Genomic DNA, 16,899 nt, shown 5'->3' on the forward strand with positions numbered 1-16,899 from the left:
CATGCCGATGATCGATTTCTTTTCCCAAAAGCAGCACCGCCGCAGCGCAGCCTTGGCAGCTTGCGTCATCGCCGCCACCGTCCTTGCCGGCGGCACTGTCCGCGCGGAAGAAGCGGTGCGGCAGGTTCTGCCTGGCGGGCAACAGCCGGCGGCAGTGCAGCAGCTGGTCCGCGAGAAGGTGCCCGATGAAAGCGAGATCCAGCGCTTCTGCTCCAACATCGCCGACGCCGCCCGCGACCGCCGTTACGCGCTGCAGGCCGAAGAGCTGAAGCAGCTGCAGGCCGGCATCGACCTCCGCATGAAGGCGCTGGACGACAAGCGCGCCGAATACGAGCAATGGCTGAAGCGGCGTGAAGTCTTCCTGGCCCGCGCCGAGGATGGCGTCGTCAAGATCTATGCCGGCATGAAACCGGATGCCGCGGCCGAGCGCCTGGCCATGGTCAACGCCGATCTCGCCGCCGCCATCCTGATGAAACTCGATTCGCGCAAAGCCGGCGTCATTCTCAACGAGATGGACCAGAAGGCAGCGGCCACACTCACCGGCATCATGGCCAGCGCGGCCCGAAGGGTAGATCCGTCATGAAGTCGCATATTCTCGCCCTGGTCGCCACGGCTTCACTTGCCGGATGCGCCTCCGACCCCAGGGAGATCGGCAGGGAGCCGGCGCTGTCGCCGGTCGGCACCGGCATCACCGGCAGCGTCAATGCGCCCTACTCCTATCCCGAAACGCCAGCCGCGCCGGTGAAGAAATTCTCGCTGTGGGATGATCGCCAGAGCCGGTTGTTCACCGACCCACGCGCGCTGCGCGACGGCGACATCCTCACCGTCAGGATCAAGCTCAACGACAAGGCCAACTTCAAGAACCAGAACGACCGCAGCCGCACCGCCGGGCGCAAGCTCGGCTATGACGTCAACCTCGGATGGGAAGGTGCCACCACCAGCGGCAAGGGCGACGCCGGCTTGAGTTCCACCACCGAAACCAATGCGGACGGCGAAATCAAGCGCTCGGAGAACCTCGAGCTCAACGTCGCCGCCGTCGTCACCGAAGTCCTGCCCAACGGCAATTTGATGATCCGCGGCTCGCAGGAAGTGCGCGTCAACTACGAACTCAGGGTGCTGACCATCGCCGGCATGGTGCGGCCGTCCGATATCGGGGCTGAAAATACCATTTCCTACGAACGCATTGCCGAGGCGCGCATCTCCTATGGCGGCCGCGGCCGCGTCAGCGAAGTCCAGCAGCCAGCTTACGGTCAGCAGATCCTCGACCAAGTCCTCCCCTTCTAGGACTGGAGAACGGCGCCGTGGCAAATGTCGAACAGGTTCAGCAAAAAAAGGGCCCGTCGCTTGTCATCCAGCTTGCGATGCTGCTGGCGGTGACGGGCGCCGCGATCGGCATGGGCTGGATGTCCGGCGGCTATCTGAAGGGCGTCGGGGGACCGGTGCCGGTGCCCGCCGCACCGGAGAACCAGTCCAATGCCGAGCAACCGAGCAAGGCGGCCGAACATGCTCCCGGCACCGGGCCGACGCTTGTCCAGCTGGCGCCGATCACCACCAATCTGGCTTCACCTGCTGACACCTGGATAAGGCTGGAAGCGTCGGTGGTCTACGATGCGCCGCAGCCGCCGGAACTTACCGAAAGCATTCACCAGGACCTGCTTGCCATGGTCCGCACCCTGAAGATGCATCAGATCGAAGGCGCCAGCGGCTACCAGCATTTGAAAGCCGACCTCGAGGAGCGCGCCGCAATCCGCAGCGGTGGCCATGCCAAACAGGTTCTGATCAGGACATTGCTGCTCGAATGAGAAAACTCGTCCTCGCCGCCGCGATCGTCGTCGCCGCCACCTCTGTCGCCGCCGCCCAGCAGCTCGATCTCGGCGTCATCGGCAAGGCCGACGGCGCCACCGTCGGCTATATCATCCAGATGTTCGGTCTGCTCACCGTGCTGTCGGTGGCGCCGGGCCTGTTGATCATGGTGACGAGCTTCACCCGCTTCGTCATCGCCTTCTCGATCCTGCGCGCCGGCATCGGCCTGCAGTCGACGCCGGCCAATCTGATCCTGATCTCGCTGTCGCTGTTCATGACCTTCTACGTCATGGCGCCGACCTTCGACCAGGCCTGGAACACCGGCGTCAAGCCGCTGATGGACAACCAGATCAGCCAGACGGAGGCGTTCGAAAAGATTTCGGACCCGTTCCGCACCTTCATGCTGCACAATGTCCGCGACAAGGACTTCGACCTGTTCGCCGATCTCGCCCGCGAACGCGGCCAGGTCGTTGCCAGGGACACCGTCGACCTGCGCATCCTGGTGCCGGCCTTCATGATCTCCGAAATCCGCCGCGGCTTCGAGATCGGCTTCCTGATCGTGCTGCCGTTCCTCGTCATCGACCTGATCGTCGCCACCATCACCATGGCCATGGGCATGATGATGCTGCCGCCGACCGTCGTTTCGCTGCCCTTCAAGATCCTGTTCTTCGTCCTCATCGACGGCTGGAACCTGCTTGTCGGCAGCCTGGTGCGCTCCTTCACCTGACCGTCCGCGCGCCTTTGGCGCCTTGCTAAAATTTTATGCAATATATTTCCGGTTAACCGTCCCGTTTAGCCCTTTGGTAGGGACTTGCCCGCATATTGCTCGCAGATGGCGGGTGATCGGGTCTCACGATCATTGGCATGATGCCGCTCCGTCATACCGGAAAAGCCGGTATGTCAAAAACACCCTGTAAAATCAAGGTACGAGTAGCCATGTCCAGTATCATGACGAACGCCTCGGCGCTGACCGCGCTGCAGAGCCTGAACAACACCAACAAATCCCTCGAGCAGACGCAGGCCCGCATCTCGACCGGCTACCGCGTTGCCACCGCTTCCGACAACGCCGCTTACTGGTCGATCGCGACCTCGATGAAGTCCGACAACAAAGCCAACTCGGCCGTGCAGGACGCCCTCGGCCTCGGCGCCGGCAAGGTTGACACCGCCTACACCGCCATCAACGACGTCAAGGACCAGGTCGACCTGATCAAGACCAAGCTGGTCACTGCCCGTAGCGCCTCGAAGGAAGACCAGCAGAAGATCGCGACCGAAATCAACGCCATCCAGGCGCAGATCAAGTCCTCGGTCGCCAACGCCAACTTCGCCGGCTCGAACCTGCTGCAGAACGACGCTGCCGCTGCGTCCGACCTGAAGATCGTTGCGGCTTACAACCGTACCGGCGCGACCGTCACCATCGACACCATCGACGTCAAGGCTGCCGATACGCAGGTTCTCGATGTCGCCGGCACGGGCGGCATCGTCGGCGGCCTGCTCGCCGCTGCCTTCTTCGACCCGAGCACCACGGCGGTTACCCCCGCCGCCATCGACACCGCGCTCGGCACTGTTGAAACCGCGCTTGCCAAGCTGTCCACCGGCGCTGCCTCGCTCGGCGCCGCCAAGTCGCGCATTGACACCCAGAAGAGCTTCCTATCGAACCTGTCGGACTCGATCGACAAGGGCGTCGGCGCTCTGGTCGACGCCGACATGAATAAGGAATCGACCCGTCTGCAGGCCCTCCAGGTCCAGCAGCAGCTCGGCATCCAGGCGCTGTCGATCGCCAACGGCAACTCGCAGTCGATCCTGTCGCTCTTCCGCGGCTGATCTCTCGACATTACGACTGACACCATCCGTCGGGCCGCGCCAACAGCGCGGCCCGATTTCTTTTTGCGGCTGTTGATTGTCTTGCTAAATGGCTGCCGATTTTTGCTCTTGGCCAGCGCCCTGAATGGCTTGGTTTAACAGGCCGTTAACCATATCCCGGTAGTCATGGTTAACCATTCCATGGCGGGCAGACCATACGGTCGATGGGCTTATGCCTACCCCCTTGATGAAGTTGATCCGGCGTGTGCGGGACACGCCAGTGTTTGAAAAGGGGTAAATATCTTGGCTAGCATCATGACGAACGCTTCGGCTCTGACCGCGCTGCAGAGCCTGAACAACACCAACAAGCAGCTTGAAACCACTCAGTCGCGCATTTCGACCGGCTACCGCGTCGCCACCGCCAGCGACAACGCCGCCTACTGGTCGATCGCCACCACGATGAAGTCCGACAACAAGGCGCTTTCGGCCGTTCAGGACGCGCTTGGCCTCGGCGCCGGCAAGGTCGACACCGCCTACACCGCCATCACCGACATCAAGGACCAGGTCGACCTGATCAAGGCCAAGCTGGTCACTGCACGCAGCGCCAGCAAGGACGACCAGCAGAAGATCGCCACTGAGATCAAGGCTATCCAGGACCAGATCAAGTCGTCGGTCACCAACGCCTCCTATGCCGGCTCGAACCTGCTGCAGAACGACGCTGCCGCGACCTCCGACCTGAAGATCGTCGCGTCCTATAACCGCACCGGCACGACCGTCGCCATCGACACCATCGACGTCAAGGCGGCCGACACGCAGGTCCTCGATCTTCCCGGCACCGGCGGCATCGTCGGCGCTCTGCTGGCGACGACCTTCTTCGATCCCAGCACAACCCAGGTCCTTCCGGCAGCCATCGACACCGCACTTGGCGCCGTTGAAACGGCGCTTGCCAAGCTGTCCACGGGCGCTGCCTATCTCGGCGCCGCCAAGTCGCGCATCGATACCCAGAAGAGCTTCCTGTCGAACCTGTCGGACTCGATCGACAAGGGCGTCGGCGCGCTGGTCGACGCCGACATGAACAAGGAATCGACGCGGCTGCAGGCCCTGCAGGTCCAGCAGCAGCTCGGCATCCAGTCGCTGTCGATCGCCAACGGCAACTCGCAGTCGATCCTGGCGCTGTTCAAGCAGTAAGTCTGACCCGGCTTTCTCTTCCTTGAATAAGGGCCGCGCCAACAGCGCGGCCCTTTCCTGTATGGCTGTGTTTTGACGCATGTCGTTGACCCGGAACCGCTGCACTTCCGGGCGACATGCTCTATCATCTTCGCACAAGCTTCGCGGTCTAGTGTTCCCACGGAATATCATGCTGGGAGCGCTTGAATCGTGCCGCAACAGATCCAGAGCATCATCTCGAATCTCAGGGCATTTGGCGTCAGGCGCCTTGCCATGCTGGCCGGCATTGCCGCATTGGTGATGGCCGTCATCGGCATCGGCTCGGTCTATCTCAACCGCCCGGCCTATGAGACGCTCTATGTCGGGCTCGATCGCTCCGACGTGAACCAGATCGGCCTGGTGCTCGGCGAAGCCGGCATCGGCTTCGACGTCGGCTCCGACGGCACCTCCGTGCTGGTGCCGGCCGGCACCACCGCGCAGGCGCGCATGCTGCTCGCCGAAAAGGGCCTGCCGACCAGCGCCAATGCCGGCTACGAACTGTTCGACAATGTCGGTTCTCTCGGGCTGACCTCCTTCATGCAGCAGATCACCCGCGTGCGCGCGCTGGAAGGCGAGATCGCCCGCACCATCCAGTCGATATCCGGCATCAAGGCCGCCCGCGTTCACATCGTCATGTCCGAGCGCGCCAATTTCCGCCGCGACGAACAGCAACCCTCCGCCTCGGTGGTCATCCGCTATTCCGGCATCGACGCCGAAAAGAGCGCCATGTCGATCCGCCATCTCGTCGCCGCCGCCGTGCCGGGCCTGTCGGCCGACAAGGTTACCGTGCTCGATTCCAACGGCAACCTTCTCGCCGCCGGCGACGATCCCTCCAACACAAGTGCTGCCCGCACGCTCGGCGTCGAGCAGACCGTCGAGGCGCAGATCGGCGACAACATCCGCCGCGCGCTAACGCCTTATCTCGGCCCCGACAATTTCCGCGCCAGCGTCAAAGCCGACGTCAATACCGACACCCGCCAGACCGAAGAGACAATCTTCGATCCGGAGTCGCGCGTGGAGCGTTCCGTGCAGTCGGTGCGCGCCAACGAAAACAGCAATCAGAGGCAGGCCTCGACCCCGGCCACCGTCGAGCAGAACCTGCCCGAGACCCAGGCGACCAGCACCGATGGTCCGCAGACGTCATCGGCGAACGACCGCAAGGAGGAGATCACCAATTACGAGATCAACTCCAAGAAGATCGCCACAGTCTCGAACGGCTATTCCGTTACCAAGATGTCGATCGCCGTCGTCGTCAATCAGCAGCGGCTGATGACCATCCTCGGCAAGGACGCAACGCCCGAGCAGATCGCCAAGCGCGTTGCCGACATCCAGAAGATGGTGGCCTCGGCCACCGGCTTCGACGACAAGCGCGGCGATATCATCGATGTCTCGGCGGTCGAGTTCATCGACGGGCTGGACGGCGAGCCGGTCGGACAGCCGGGCATAATGGCGTCGATCGGAACCCATGCCGGTACGATGATCAACGCCGGCGCGTTCATCGTCGTGGTGTTCCTGGTCGCCTTCTTCGGCCTGAGGCCAATGGCCACCGCGCTGAGCGCGCGGCCGACGCCGGCACTTGCCGGTCCGAGCTTCGACGACGTCCAGCGTTCACTGCCGACACCCGAAGCCGCCAGGGCCGAACCGGCGCCGGCTGCCTTGCCCGGCAGCCGCCCCGGCCCGACTCCACTCGATGATCTTCGCCAGAAGATCAGGCCGGCGCCACAGGAGCGGCTTGCCCGCATGGTCGACATCAATGAGGAGCGCACCGCGCAGATCCTGCGCAAATGGGCGGCCCAGGAAGCAGCGGTATAGACCATGGCCTCGGCAGCGCTTTTCGACCTTTTGCCGGATTTCGGCGCACGCAGCCAGCGTGCCGGCCAGCCCTCGCTCGCGGCCATGGCCGAGCCAAGGCCGGAGACGTCGGCGCCGCAGGCCGACATCGGCGCGCTGATCGCCGAAGCGGTCATCGATGCCGAAGCCGCCCTTGAAGCCCGCCTTGCCATCGCCCACCAGGCAGCGCTCGAGGCGCAGAGCCAAGCCAACGCCGATGAAGCAAAGGCCTTTCTGGAAAGTTTCGGCGGCGATCTCGGCGCGGTCGTCACTGCCCGTATCGAGATCATGGAGGCGAAGGTCAGCGACCTCGTCGGCGCCACCATTGCGCGCATCATTGGCGGCCTTGTCAGCGACGATCTGCAGAAGCGTTCGCTGGAAGCCCTTGCCGGCACGATCCGCGAAGCCGTCGGCGACAGCGAGGCGGTGCGCATCGCCGTGCGCGGACCGCTGTCATTGTTCGAGGCACTGAAGGCTTCGCTCGGCCCACGCGCGGCCAATCTCGATTTCGTCGAGGCGCCCGGCTTCGACCTTACCGTCGCCATTGACGAGGCGGTGTTCGAAACCCGCATTGCCGAATGGTCGGCCGCCTTGTCGGAAGCCCTATCATGAGCGAGGGCCCTCCTATGAACGAGTGGACGTCATGAGCGTTGCCGACGCCGCTGAGCCCAGGCACGAGATCATCATCGTGCGGCGCAATCACGACGACCACGACGACGCCCACCACGGCGGCGTCTGGAAGATTGCTTTTGCCGATTTCATGACTGCCATGATGTGCTTCTTCCTCGTCATGTGGCTGATCAACGCCGCCAACGAGCAGACCAAGGCCGCCGTTGCCAGCTATTTCAACCCGGTCAAGCTGGTCGATCGCAACGCCAGCCGCAAGGGCCTTGAAGACCTCGGCGATGGTCCGAGCAAGGTCGGGCTGACGGCCGACGACCCGCGGGACAAGACCAGCAAGGCCGGACAGGACGGCATCGGCGGCGCCGGTACTTCCGACAAGAAGCAATCGAAGGAATCGGCGCCGAAGACCGATCTTTCCGACGAGCATCTGTTTGCCGATCCCTATGCGGTGCTGTCGGAAATCGCCACCGACACCGGCGTCATGCAAAATGTCAGCGAGAAGGGCGATGGCGGCGCGCAGGCGTCCGGCCCGGCTACCGGCGCATCCGGCGGCCAATCCTACCGCGACCCGTTCGCGCCGGATTTCTGGTCGCAGCAGGTGGCTGCACCAGGCGCCGAAGCCACCGCCGAACGCACCAAGATCGAAGGCGATCCGCTGAAGCCGGGTGCCAAGGCGGCACAGACGCAAGTGGCGGAAGTGAAGGCCGTGCCGGCCGCGCCGCCAGTGACCGCGGCGCCGCTCGAGCCGCTGGCGAAATCCGTTTCCGATAAGCCACTGACCAAGGCTGAAGCCAAGGCAGAGGCCAAGGCTGAAGCAGCGAAGGCCCAGATTGCAAAGGCCGAAGCCGCCGAAGCACAACCCGCACCCAAACCCGAAGCCGCGGAAAAGGCGCCGACGGCCGCCACTGTTAAAGCCGCGGCGCAGGTCAAGCAGGAACTGGCCGAGGCCTTCAAGCCAGGCGACAAATTGCACGATGGCGTCTCCGTCGAAGCCACGGACAAGGGTGTCGTCATTTCGATCACGGACCAGTTCGATTTCGGCATGTTCGAGATCGGATCGGCGGTGCCTAGGCGTGAACTGGTGCTGGCGATGGAAAAGATCGGCCGCATCGTCAACGAGCAGAAAGGCACGATCAGCATCAACGGCCACACCGACGCGCGGCCGTTCCGCAGCGACACTTACGACAATTGGCGGCTGTCCACGGCGCGAGCCCATTCCGCCTACTACATGCTGGTGCGCGGCGGCGTCGACGAGCGCCGCATCACCGAGGTCGCCGGCTTCGCCGATCGCGAGCCGAAAATTGCAGCCGACCCGATGGCGGCCGCCAACCGCCGCATCGAGATTCTGATGGCGACCGACGGATGAGGCGCTCCGCCATCATCGGCCGCGTCGGCCTGCTGCTGCTGAGCGCTGTCCATTCGCCGGCAGCTTTTGCCGAGGACGCATTGCAGCCCTATCAGCTGGTGCGCTCGCTGCAGCTTGTGCAGGACCGCATCGCCGCCGGCGATCACGCCGCGCTGCCGATGCAGGCCAAGCTGCTCGAAATGGCCGACACAAGGCTGCGCGCGGCCGACGCAGATGATTTCAGCGACCCGAAGAATTTTCGCGCCTTGCTGGTCTATGGCATGAGTGGCGGCAACCCCGTCACCGTCGAGGTGGCGGTGTCGCGCGCCAAGGCCGACCCGCAAAGCCTGGCCATCGCCAAGGGCATTGTCGATTATCTGAACGGCCGGCAGGCGGCTGCGATCGAGGCGCTGAAGCCGATCGATCCGATGACCCTGCCCCCCGATGTCGGTGCCTTTCTGGCGCTGGTCAAGGGCTCGCTTCTCGCCACCGAGCAACCGGTCAGCGCGCTTGCGCTGCTCGACGATGCTCGCCTGCTCAGCCCCGGCACGCTGGTCGAGGAAGCAGCGCTGCGCCGCTCGGTCGGCATCGCCGCCGCGCAAGGCGACGGTGCGCGTTTCGCGCTTGCCTCAACCCAATACGTCGAAGACTACCTCTATTCGCCCTATGCCAGCCAGTTCGCCGACGCCTTCGTCTCCGGCGTCATCACGCTGCACATGGCGATCAGCCAGGACAAGCTCGCCGACATCACCGCAATGATGGATCCAGAACGCGAGAAGGTGATCTATCTGCGCATCGCCCGCCGCGCCGCAATCGACGGCTTTGCCGATCTCTCCGCCTTTGCCTCGGCCAGGGCTGAACGGGGCCGCGACGGCATCCACAATCAGGACGATCCGCGCGCCCAGCTCTATTCCAGCCTGTCCACGGTGACGTCCGGCACCATCGGCGAGGTCCGCGCCAAGCTGGACAAGATCGATCGCAACCAGCTTTCGCAAAGCGACCGCGACCTGCTCGATGCCGCGCAGGCCGTGGCCGGTGAAGTCATCGCCCCGCCGGCGCCGCTGCCTGCCGAAAAGCCCGCACCTGCCGCGGCCAGGCAGGAGCCGGTCAAGACCGCGGCAGTGGAAAAACCCGACGAGCCAGAGCTGCCGCCGGTCGAAGGCGCGATGCCGGAACAGCCAGCCGCCACAACGTCGAGTGAACAGCCCGCAACCGACCAACCGAAGGCGGCAAGTGAGCCGGCCGCGCAGGCACCGAGCACGCCAGAGGCAAAGGCGGCGGAAACGCCTGCAGTCGCCTCGGCCAGCGATGCGGCTCCGGTCGTGCCGGCATCGGTGCCGGCCCCCGCCGCAGTAGAGCCTACCGATCCCACCGACGCCGCCATGGCGAGGACGCGTCGCCAGCTCGATTTGATCGACCAGATGCTTGGAGCAGCCCCGAAATGACCACCAATGTTGGCCAGGCCCTGCCGGCTCCCGCGCACGCCGGATCGAAGCAGTCGGCCTCAAACGCCAAGGGCGGCGACAAAAGCTTCGGCGACATGGTGCGCGGCGACGACGATGCGCCGACACCGATAGGCCAGGGAGCAATTGAGGCCGCGTCGCACGAGCTGCATTGGGCCAAACGCAGCCCTGCCGGTCCCGGCAAAAGCGAAATCCCACACACCCAGTCTGGCAAAACGGGGACGAAATCCGCTGCCGGCAAGGCCGCAAAAGAACATGCCGATAGTGGCCCGGACAAACCATCCAAGGACGCTGAGGTGGCCGGACGAGACGCGGATGCAGGATCGCTGCAGGATCATTTGCCACTGGTGCTCGCGCTGCACGATATCAGGCATTTCTCAACGGTCCGGACAAGCGGGAACGGCATCGCGACGAATGGACAGACTGGGCAACCGGCGCCCGCTGGCGAGGCCATTTCTGCACAGACGTCGCCTCTGAAGAGACACCGCGCAGCGTCCGGCATTGACAACAGACTCGACACGACGACGCGATCGGAACGGGCCAAGCCCGGTACCAGCGTTTCCGCACAGGATCAGGGGCAAAAGCTGCCCGCGATCGGGCTCCAGTCCGGCAAACTGCCGCACCAGGATGGTCCGACGCCTCCTCTACCGGCGGACCAGACGGCAAGCGACGTTTCGGCACCCGAGGCAAAACGGTCCGCGCCGTCGGCGAAGTCCGTCGATGGAGCCCATTCCGCGGCATCGGCCACACAGGGAAAACAGCCGCCATTCGCTGCGCGCGTCGACATTGTCGCCGAACAGAGCTTCCCCGCGCCGGCGCATAGTCCGATAAACCAAACGACTTCGGCGCTTATCGACGCGCTGGCTTCGGACAACGGCCTGCGGCCAGCCGTTTCGACGCCGTCAACGACCGCCCAGACGGCCGGTTCTGTTGCCGTTCCGACACATATATTGAAGATCGAGCTTCACCCGGCAGAGCTCGGCATGGTCACCGCCAGTCTGAGGCTTTCCGGAGAACAACTTTCGATAGAATTGAAGCCCGAAACCCATGAGGCTTACCGCCGTCTCGCCACCGATAGCGACGCCATCGTGAAGTCGTTGCGCGGGCTCGGCTTCGATGTCGACAAGGTCACCATCCTGCAACCTTCGATAGCAGCCCACGCAGGGGTTCGCAGCGATGCAGCGAACTCGCAGCCAATGCCGCAAGGCCGCGACCAGTCCGCTTTTCAGCCCGGAAACTCGAGCGGCAACAATACGGGTTCGGGCGGCCACCAGTCGGGAAGAAACCGCAATGACGATGCCCAGGAATTCGGCCGCGCTGGCGCGCCTGCTCGCGAGCGCGATGGCGACGATATGTTTATCTAGCCTCATCGCCGGGCCTGCCACCGCCGCCACCAACCCTTGCGAGCCCGAGATTTTGCGTGCCGCCGACCGCTATGGCGTGCCCGCCGGCATCCTCTATGCGGTCGGGCTGACCGAGACCGGCAAGAAGGGTAGCTTGCAACCTAATGCGTTGGATATAGAGGGGAAAGCGGTATTTCCAAGGAACCGCACCGAGGCCCTGGCCACCTTCGAAGCAGCCCGGCGCGAGGGCAAGACACTCATCGATCTCGGCTGCATGCAGATCAACCATCACTATCACGCCGCGCATTTCCGCAGCGTCGACGACATGCTCGACCCGCGCCAGAATGTCGACTATGCCGCGCGCTTCCTGGCCAGCCTGCATGCTCGTCATGTCAGCTGGTCGATGGCCGTCGCCCGCTACCACGCCGGCCCCGACAATGACCCCGCGCAGAAATTCTATGTCTGCCGCGTCATCGCCAATATGGTCGCCACCGGCTTCGGCAAATGGACCCCGAACGCCCGCAACTTTTGCAACCCTTAGGTGAATAATCTCTTGCGAACGGTTGCAAATCCACGCCCGGCGGGTGACGTGCCACGTCACCCGTTCGGCAACCAACGATACAACCTCCTGATTGCGGTTATTTCGAAACTCGAAATAACTCCCAAGAAAATAGCTACAAGAAATGATGGTTGTTCAGGATTCCCGGCACCGGTTACGGCTCTTCCCACGGGGCAGATGATCTGATTCGGAGGCGGGGCCGATGATTGTAATCGTTGACGAGCGTGAGCTCGTAACTGAAGGCTATAATTCACTTTTCGATCGTGAGGGCGTCGCCTGTGCAGGCTTCGCGTCCGGTGAATTCGGCGAGTGGGTGACATCGGCCGCCGACACGGATTTGCGATCGGTCCGAGCCTTCCTCATCGGCGACTGCCGCGAAGGCGCCATCTCGCCACGCCAGATCCGCGACCGCACCGGCGCTCCGGTCATTGCGCTGAGCGAACAGCACTCGCTCGAGAATACGCTGCGGCTGTTCGAGAGCGGTGTCGACGACGTCATCCGCAAGCCGGTCCACATCCGGGAGATCCTGGCCCGCATCACCGCCATCCGCCGCCGCGCCCATGAGGACGTCAGCTACACCGAGATCGGCGCCATGCGCATCTTCATGGATGGCCGCGATCCCGAGATCGATGGCCAGCCGCTGCCTCTGCCGCGCCGCGAACGCCGCATCCTCGAATATCTGGCGAGCAACCGCGGACGCCGCGTCACCAAGACCCAGGTCTTCAACGCCATCTACGGCATCTTCGACGAAGAGGTCGAGGAGAACGTGGTCGAGAGCCACATCTCCAAATTGCGCAAGAAACTGCGCGAAAAGCTTGGCCAGGACCCGATAGATTCCAAGCGCTTCCTCGGCTACCGGCTGGTGTTCTGATGCCGGTCTGCGCCAGCCTCGCGCAAGACAAAAATTATATCCTCGCGACCACAGACATGGGCCCAACGATGTTGGGCATTGAGGAGACGTTTCGATGAGCCTTTACGGAATGATGCGGACCGGCGTTTCCGGCATGAACGCGCAGGCCAACCGCCTTTCGGCGACAGCCGACAACATCGCCAATTCCGACACCACCGGCTACAAGCGATCCTCGGCCGAGTTTTCGACGCTGATCATGCCGCAGGTCGGCGGCGCCTATAATTCCGGCGGAGTCAACACCACCATCCGCTCGGCCATCAGCGCCCAGGGCGTGCTGCAGTACACGACTTCGGTTTCCGACCTTGCGGTGAACGGCAACGGTTTCTTCGTCGTCCAGGACCCCAGCGGGACGCCCTTCCTCACCCGCGCCGGCGCATTCGTTCCCGACGCTCAGGGCAGACTGGTCAACGCCGCCGGCTACCAGCTGATGGCCTACAGCTACGCCAACGGCACACCGGCTGCCACCGCCAACGGTTTCGAAGGGCTGGTGCCGGTCCAGATCTCCGACCAGGAAATGACCGCGACGCCCAGCACCACGGGCAATTTCAACGCCAATCTGCCGGCTGGCGCCACGCCGCCCGCCGGTCCGCTGCCTTCCACCAACAGCCCGACCGCGGAATACACGTCGAAGTCCTCGATGGTCACCTACGACAATCTCGGCAACAAGAAGCTGCTCGACGTCTATTTCACCAACACCGGCACCGGCACCTGGTCGGTCTCTGTGTTCGACCAGTCCCAGGCGACGCCGGGCACATCCTTCCCCTATACGGGCGGTGCGCTGGCCACGGCCAACTTGACCTTCGACACCACCACCGGCAAACTCACCGGCGCCGTCGACTCAATCACCATCCCCGTGCCGGGCGGTGCGTCGCTCGATCTCAATCTGTCCAAGCTGACCCAGCTCGGCACCGGCTTCACGGTCTCCGAAGCCAAGGTCAACGGCAACGCGCCCAGCACGATCGAAAAGATCCAGATCGGTGAGGACGGCGTCATCTACGCCCAGTATCAGGACGGCTCGACCAAGCCGCTGTTCAAGATCCCGCTGGCTGACGTCCAGAGCGCCGATAACCTCACCGCACTGCCGGGCAATGTCTATGCACAGTCCACCGACTCCGGGACCGTGCGCATCGGCTTCGCCAATGAAGGCAAGCTCGGCAGCATCATCTCCGGCGCGTTGGAAAATTCCAACGTCGATATCGCCGAGGAATTGACCAACATGATCGCGGCGCAGCGCAGCTACACCGCTAACTCGAAAGTGTTCCAGACCGGTTCCGACCTCATGGATGTCCTTGTCAACCTGAAGAGATAAACGACGGGCGCCAGGGGAATGAACCCAAACCAGAGCAGCGCGGTGCGCGGATTTCGAATTCAAGGCCACACCGGCAAACCGGCCGGGGTGGTCTGGGATTGCAGGTTTCCGAACGCCGACGCCGCCGACAGGGCAGAGACGTCATCCCCTCCCCACTGGCCTCGTGAAAGACCCGCATGTCGCTGACTTCCGCATTGACCATAGCCCAACAGTCGCTTCAGACCACATCGAAGCAGACCAGCGTCCTTTCCCGCAACATTGCCGACGCCAGCAACCCCGACTATGCCCGCCGCACGGCGGTCGTCGTCAGCAGCGCGCCCGGGGCGCGCTCGGTCGAGATCCAGCGCGCCACCAACGCCCTGCTGTTTCGCCAGAACCTTAGCGCGCAATCGGCCTGGAGCGGCCAGAGCACGCTCTACAGCGGCATTGACCGCCTCGCCGTTGCAGTCAACGGCGTCGACAACTCCTCCTCTGCCTCGACCGCGATCGGCAAGCTGCAGAACGCGCTGCAGCTTTACGCCGCTACGCCATCCAACCAGAACCTCGGCTCCAGCGTCATCGACGCGGCCCAGCAGGTGGTGCGCGCTCTGAACGACGGCACCAACGCGATCCAGGATTTCCGCACCCAGGCCGATGGCGAGATATCAACGGCGGTCGACGATCTCAACTCGCTGCTTAGTCAGTTCCAGGACGCCAACAAGGCGGTCATCTCCGCAACCCGTTCGGGTACCGACGCATCCGACGCGCTCGACCAGCGCGACGCTTTGCTGAAGAAGATCGCGGACTATGTGCCGGTGTCGACCTTCACGCGTGGCGACAACGACATGGTCATCACCACCAGGGATGGCACGACACTGTTCGAGACCATTCCGCGCTCGGTAAGTTTCACCCCGTCGGCGGGCTACACGGCCGGCACACCAGGCAACACCATCTACATCGACAATGTGCCGGTCAGCGCCGGGGCTGGCGGCAACACCAGCGCCGACGGCAAGCTCGCCGGGCTCATCACCTTGCGCGACGGCGTCGCGGCGACGATGCAGAGCCAGCTCGACGAAGTCGCGCGCGGCCTCATCACCGCCTTTGCCGAAACAGCACCTTCGCAGCCCGACCGAACCGGCCTGTTCACCTGGTCGGGTGCGCCCGCCATTCCGGCCGCCGGCACGCTGATCGACGGCCTTGCCGGCTCGATCAAGGTCAACGCCGCAATGGACCCGAGCGTCGGCGGCAATCCGGTGCTGCTGCGCGACGGCGGCGCCAATGGTGCGGCCTATATCGCCAACACCGCCGGCAACGCCTCCTATTCGCAGCTCTTGATCGGCTATGGCGACAAGCTCGACAAGCCGATGCCTTTCGACGCTGCGGCCGGCATCACCGTCACGTCCAGCGTCTCCGACTACGCCGCCAATGCCGTTGGCTGGTTCGAAGGCCAGCGCCAGCAGGCCTCGAGCAACGCCGACGCCAAGGAAGCGCTGGCATCGCGCACCGCCGAGGCGCTGTCCAACGACACCGGCGTCAATGTCGACCAGGAGATGTCGCTGCTGCTCGACCTCGAACACACCTATCAGGCCTCGGCGCGCATGATGAAAACCGTCGACGACATGCTGTCGGCCCTGCTCGATGCCGTGGGATAAGCCATGAAAGCCACATCCGTCTCCTCAACCGCCCTCTCCAACGCCGCGCGCTATCAGCAGATGCGCATGCAGGGCGAACTGGTCAAAGCCACCAAGGAATCGACGACCGGCACCGTCGCCGATGTCGGTCTGGCGCTCGGCGCGCGCACCTCGCAGGCGGTCACCTTCTCGCGCGACCTCGACCGGTTGAACGTCATCATCGATTCCAATTCGCTGGTCACCGCTCGGCTGTCCTCGACGCAGGCTGCGCTTGGCCAGCTTTCCGACACTGCGCAGAATTTGCTGACCGCACTGACCGCCGCCGGCAATTCCTCGAGCACCATTACGCAGCAAGCCGGCAAGGCCGCCGTGCAGCAGATGACCTCTATCCTCAATGCCAGCGTCAACGGCGAATATCTGTTTGCCGGCACCAACACCGACGTCAAGCCGATCGACGATTTCACCGCCGCCGGCTCGCCGGCCAAGGCGGCGTTCGACGCTTCCTTCTCGTCGTATTTCGGCTTCACGCAGACCGATCCGCTCGCCGCCAACATCACCGCCGCCCAGATGGACGGCTTCATCACCAGCAATGTCGTGCCGCAGTTCATGGGCGCCGGCTGGCAGGCCAACTGGTCGAACGCCACCGACCAGCAGATCGTCAGCCGCATTTCGCTGGGCGAAACCACCCAGACCTCGGCCAGCGCCAATGAAGACAGCATCCGCAAGCTCGCCATGGCTTCCGCCCTGGTCACCGGCCTGCTCTCCGGCAACATCAGCCAGGCGGCGAAGACCACCGTCGTCGGTCGCGCCCAGGCGATGGTCGGCGAGGCGCTGGGCGGACTCGGCCAGTTGCAGGCCGAGACCGGCCTTGCCGAGAAGCGTGTTTCCGACGCCAGCGACCGCATGAAGACGCAGGTCGACCTGTTCGAGCGCCATATCCTCGATCTGGAGGGCGTCGATCCGGCCGAGGCCGCCACCCGCGTCGCGGATCTGACGCAGCATATCGAGACGTCCTTCGCGCTGACCGCGCGCCTGCAGCAGATGAGCCTGCTGAACTACCTGACCTGACAATCTCAACCGCAACGGTAGAGCCAAAC

Annotated in this window: 16 protein-coding genes; all 16 read left to right on the forward strand. The window is 63.9% G+C overall.

Annotation, left to right across the window (positions count from 1 at the left end):
- Position 1 precedes the first annotated feature (1 nt).
- The 16 genes from NKH38_RS01755 to NKH38_RS01830 all read left to right on the forward strand — a co-directional run bounded on the left by NKH38_RS01755 (position 2) and on the right by NKH38_RS01830 (position 16,870).
- The gene (locus tag NKH38_RS01755) at positions 2-583 is read left to right on the forward strand and encodes a MotE family protein (RefSeq protein WP_027049841.1); all 582 of its coding nucleotides are present in this window, start codon (positions 2-4) and stop codon (positions 581-583) included.
- Positions 580-1,284, forward strand: coding sequence for a flagellar basal body L-ring protein FlgH (gene flgH, locus NKH38_RS01760; protein WP_352758678.1), 705 nt, complete (start codon positions 580-582; stop codon positions 1,282-1,284). The genes NKH38_RS01755 and flgH overlap by 4 nt, the downstream gene beginning before the upstream one ends.
- 17 nt (positions 1,285-1,301) lie before the next feature.
- Positions 1,302-1,802, forward strand: a complete 501-nt coding sequence (locus NKH38_RS01765; RefSeq protein WP_023673655.1) for a flagellar basal body-associated FliL family protein — start codon at positions 1,302-1,304, stop codon at positions 1,800-1,802.
- Positions 1,799-2,530, forward strand: a complete 732-nt coding sequence (fliP, locus tag NKH38_RS01770) for a flagellar type III secretion system pore protein FliP (protein WP_352758681.1) — start codon at positions 1,799-1,801, stop codon at positions 2,528-2,530. The genes NKH38_RS01765 and fliP overlap by 4 nt, the downstream gene beginning before the upstream one ends.
- A gap of 209 nt (positions 2,531-2,739) precedes the next feature.
- Positions 2,740-3,624, forward strand: a complete 885-nt coding sequence (locus tag NKH38_RS01775; RefSeq protein ID WP_023683303.1) for a flagellin N-terminal helical domain-containing protein — start codon at positions 2,740-2,742, stop codon at positions 3,622-3,624.
- A gap of 282 nt (positions 3,625-3,906) precedes the next feature.
- The gene (locus NKH38_RS01780) at positions 3,907-4,791 is read left to right on the forward strand and encodes a flagellin N-terminal helical domain-containing protein (protein ID WP_023683302.1); all 885 of its coding nucleotides are present in this window, start codon (positions 3,907-3,909) and stop codon (positions 4,789-4,791) included.
- A gap of 189 nt (positions 4,792-4,980) precedes the next feature.
- The gene (fliF, locus tag NKH38_RS01785; protein ID WP_352758685.1) at positions 4,981-6,621 is read left to right on the forward strand and encodes a flagellar basal-body MS-ring/collar protein FliF; all 1,641 of its coding nucleotides are present in this window, start codon (positions 4,981-4,983) and stop codon (positions 6,619-6,621) included.
- A 3-nt stretch (positions 6,622-6,624) separates the two neighbouring features.
- Positions 6,625-7,251 carry a hypothetical protein gene (locus tag NKH38_RS01790; protein WP_023728376.1) on the forward strand — a complete coding sequence of 209 codons (627 nt, stop codon included), beginning with the start codon at positions 6,625-6,627 and terminating at the stop codon, positions 7,249-7,251.
- 31 nt (positions 7,252-7,282) lie between these two features.
- Complete coding sequence (locus tag NKH38_RS01795; RefSeq protein ID WP_352758688.1) at positions 7,283-8,629, forward strand: MotB family protein; 1,347 nt, start codon at positions 7,283-7,285, stop codon at positions 8,627-8,629.
- On the forward strand, positions 8,626-10,053 hold the full coding sequence (locus tag NKH38_RS01800) for a MotC family chemotaxis protein (protein WP_352758691.1): 1,428 nt from the start codon (positions 8,626-8,628) through the stop codon (positions 10,051-10,053). Before NKH38_RS01795 ends, NKH38_RS01800 begins: the two co-directional genes overlap by 4 nt.
- On the forward strand, positions 10,050-11,435 hold the full coding sequence (fliK, locus tag NKH38_RS01805) for a flagellar hook-length control protein FliK (RefSeq protein WP_352758694.1): 1,386 nt from the start codon (positions 10,050-10,052) through the stop codon (positions 11,433-11,435). Before NKH38_RS01800 ends, fliK begins: the two co-directional genes overlap by 4 nt.
- Positions 11,413-11,955, forward strand: a complete 543-nt coding sequence (locus tag NKH38_RS01810) for a transglycosylase SLT domain-containing protein (RefSeq protein WP_352758696.1) — start codon at positions 11,413-11,415, stop codon at positions 11,953-11,955. The genes fliK and NKH38_RS01810 overlap by 23 nt, the downstream gene beginning before the upstream one ends.
- A 220-nt stretch (positions 11,956-12,175) precedes the next feature.
- Positions 12,176-12,844, forward strand: a complete 669-nt coding sequence (locus NKH38_RS01815; protein ID WP_023683295.1) for a response regulator transcription factor — start codon at positions 12,176-12,178, stop codon at positions 12,842-12,844.
- 94 nt (positions 12,845-12,938) lie between these two features.
- Positions 12,939-14,192 carry a flagellar hook protein FlgE gene (locus NKH38_RS01820; RefSeq protein WP_352758700.1) on the forward strand — a complete coding sequence of 418 codons (1,254 nt, stop codon included), beginning with the start codon at positions 12,939-12,941 and terminating at the stop codon, positions 14,190-14,192.
- 176 nt (positions 14,193-14,368) lie between these two features.
- Positions 14,369-15,823, forward strand: coding sequence for a flagellar hook-associated protein FlgK (flgK, locus tag NKH38_RS01825; RefSeq protein ID WP_352758703.1), 1,455 nt, complete (start codon positions 14,369-14,371; stop codon positions 15,821-15,823).
- Between the two features lie 3 nt (positions 15,824-15,826).
- Positions 15,827-16,870, forward strand: coding sequence for a flagellar hook-associated family protein (locus tag NKH38_RS01830; protein ID WP_352758706.1), 1,044 nt, complete (start codon positions 15,827-15,829; stop codon positions 16,868-16,870).
- Positions 16,871-16,899: the final 29 nt, after the last annotated feature.

Origin of the sequence: Mesorhizobium sp. M1078 (assembly GCF_040318615.1) — a bacterium.
Lineage (GTDB): Bacteria > Pseudomonadota > Alphaproteobacteria > Rhizobiales > Rhizobiaceae > Mesorhizobium.

Excerpts from the sequence above, each read along its gene's own strand:
- flgK (WP_352758703.1), top strand. The coding sequence starts at position 14,369 with ATGTCGCTGACTTCCGCATTGACCATAGCCCAACAGTCGCTTCAGACC.
- NKH38_RS01820 (WP_352758700.1), top strand. The coding sequence starts at position 12,939 with ATGAGCCTTTACGGAATGATGCGGACCGGCGTTTCCGGCATGAACGCG.
- NKH38_RS01795 (WP_352758688.1), top strand. The coding sequence starts at position 7,283 with ATGAGCGTTGCCGACGCCGCTGAGCCCAGGCACGAGATCATCATCGTG.
- NKH38_RS01810 (WP_352758696.1), top strand. The coding sequence starts at position 11,413 with ATGGCGACGATATGTTTATCTAGCCTCATCGCCGGGCCTGCCACCGCC.
- NKH38_RS01775 (WP_023683303.1), top strand. The coding sequence starts at position 2,740 with ATGTCCAGTATCATGACGAACGCCTCGGCGCTGACCGCGCTGCAGAGC.
- fliK (WP_352758694.1), top strand. The coding sequence starts at position 10,050 with ATGACCACCAATGTTGGCCAGGCCCTGCCGGCTCCCGCGCACGCCGGA.
- NKH38_RS01790 (WP_023728376.1), top strand. The coding sequence starts at position 6,625 with ATGGCCTCGGCAGCGCTTTTCGACCTTTTGCCGGATTTCGGCGCACGC.
- NKH38_RS01815 (WP_023683295.1), top strand. The coding sequence starts at position 12,176 with ATGATTGTAATCGTTGACGAGCGTGAGCTCGTAACTGAAGGCTATAAT.
- NKH38_RS01755 (WP_027049841.1), top strand. The coding sequence starts at position 2 with ATGCCGATGATCGATTTCTTTTCCCAAAAGCAGCACCGCCGCAGCGCA.
- NKH38_RS01830 (WP_352758706.1), top strand. The coding sequence starts at position 15,827 with ATGAAAGCCACATCCGTCTCCTCAACCGCCCTCTCCAACGCCGCGCGC.
- flgH (WP_352758678.1), top strand. The coding sequence starts at position 580 with ATGAAGTCGCATATTCTCGCCCTGGTCGCCACGGCTTCACTTGCCGGA.
- fliP (WP_352758681.1), top strand. The coding sequence starts at position 1,799 with ATGAGAAAACTCGTCCTCGCCGCCGCGATCGTCGTCGCCGCCACCTCT.
- NKH38_RS01800 (WP_352758691.1), top strand. The coding sequence starts at position 8,626 with ATGAGGCGCTCCGCCATCATCGGCCGCGTCGGCCTGCTGCTGCTGAGC.